Source organism: Pseudokineococcus basanitobsidens (genome assembly GCF_037482545.1).
Lineage (GTDB): Bacteria > Actinomycetota > Actinomycetes > Actinomycetales > Quadrisphaeraceae > Pseudokineococcus > Pseudokineococcus basanitobsidens.
In genome coordinates this window covers 1-1,332 of record NZ_JBBIAA010000073.1, presented here as the reverse complement: position 1 = coordinate 1,332, position 1,332 = coordinate 1, and the positions used below count along the sequence as shown (strand labels likewise).

Here is a 1,332-nt window from a genome sequence, read left to right as displayed (position 1 = left end):
CGGCTCATCGCAAACGAGGGTGCAGCTGGGGTCTGAAGCCGCCGGTCTCGAGCAGTGATCGGGCGATGTAGTTGGTCAGGTTCCGGAACCCGAGGGCGGTGCCGCGTAGGTGTTCCAGGCGCCCGTTGATGGCCTCGGTGGGCCCGTTGGACGTGCCGGGCCGCTCGAAGTAGGCGAGGACGTCGGTGGCCCGCTTGGCCAGGGTGCGGCCCAGGGTGCGGAGCTCGACGAGGACGGCAGGGACACCGGTGCTGATGGACGTGATGACGGCCTGCAGCAGCGACTTCCCCTTGGCGCGGTCTGGGTGGCGGTAGGCCGCGACCAGCCGCTGGTAGATGCCCCAGGTCGCTTCGACCTCGACGTGCTCGGGGACGGCGAACAGCGCCCGCAACCGGTCACGTTGGCGGTCGCCCAGCAGCTCCTCACCGGTGTGCAGCATCCGGCGGCCCGCGTACAGGGGGTCGCCGGTGCGGCCGCGGTGGCCGTGCAGCTGCTGCTGCACCCGGCGGCGGCAGGTGTCCATCGCGTCGCCGGCCAGGCGTACGACGTGGAAGGGGTCCATCACCGCGACCGCGTCCGGGAGCTGGTCCACCGTCGCGGTCTTGAAGCCGGTGAAGCCGTCCATCGCGACGACCTCGACGGCGTCCCGCCAGGCCTGCGGGCGGGCCTGCAGCCAGGCGGTGAAGGCCTGCTTGGAGCGGCCCTCGACCATGTCCAGCAGGCGTGCGGGGCCGGTGCCGTCGCGGATCGGCGTGAGGTCGATGACCACGGTGACGTACTTCTCGCCGCGGCGGGTGTGGCGCCAGACGTGCTCGTCGACGCCGATCACCGCGACCCCGTCGAAGCGGGCCGGGTCGGCGATCAGCACCCGGGCGCCCTCGGCCAGGACCGCGGCGTTGGCGGTGTGCCAAGCCACGTCGAGGGCCTCGGCGAGGCGGGCCACGGACAGGTGCTGGGTCACCAGGCCCGCCAGCGCCCACGTCACCGCGGCGCGGGACAGCTTCGCCCGCGGGTCGGCGGCAGCGGTGGTGTCCTGGCGCCACAGCCGCGAGCAGCCGGTGCAGGCGTAGCGGCGGACCACCACGTGCAGGACGGTCGGGCGCCACCCGAAGGGCTCGTGCGCCAGCCGGCGGACCACGCTGTCGCGGTACCTGCCCAAGCAGCCACACTCCCGGCACCAGTCGTCCGGGGCCAGGACCCGGCAGGCCAGCACCGCCCGGCCCGGCTCCAGGCGCTGGCCGGTCACCTCCAGCCCAAGGGCGTCCAGCCCGGTGAACGTGGTCAGGTCAGGGCGCGCGAAGGTAGCGTCAGGCACGTCGAGGTCTTCCTGAT

1 protein-coding gene is annotated in these 1,332 nt (G+C 73.3%); it reads right to left on the bottom strand.

Translation table 11 applies throughout. The annotated features are described in order from the left end of the window. Positions 1-4 precede the first annotated feature (4 nt). On the bottom strand, positions 5-1,315 hold the full coding sequence (locus tag WDZ17_RS17330; RefSeq protein WP_339576426.1) for an ISL3 family transposase: 1,311 nt from the start codon (positions 1,313-1,315) through the stop codon (positions 5-7). Positions 1,316-1,332 lie beyond the last annotated feature (17 nt).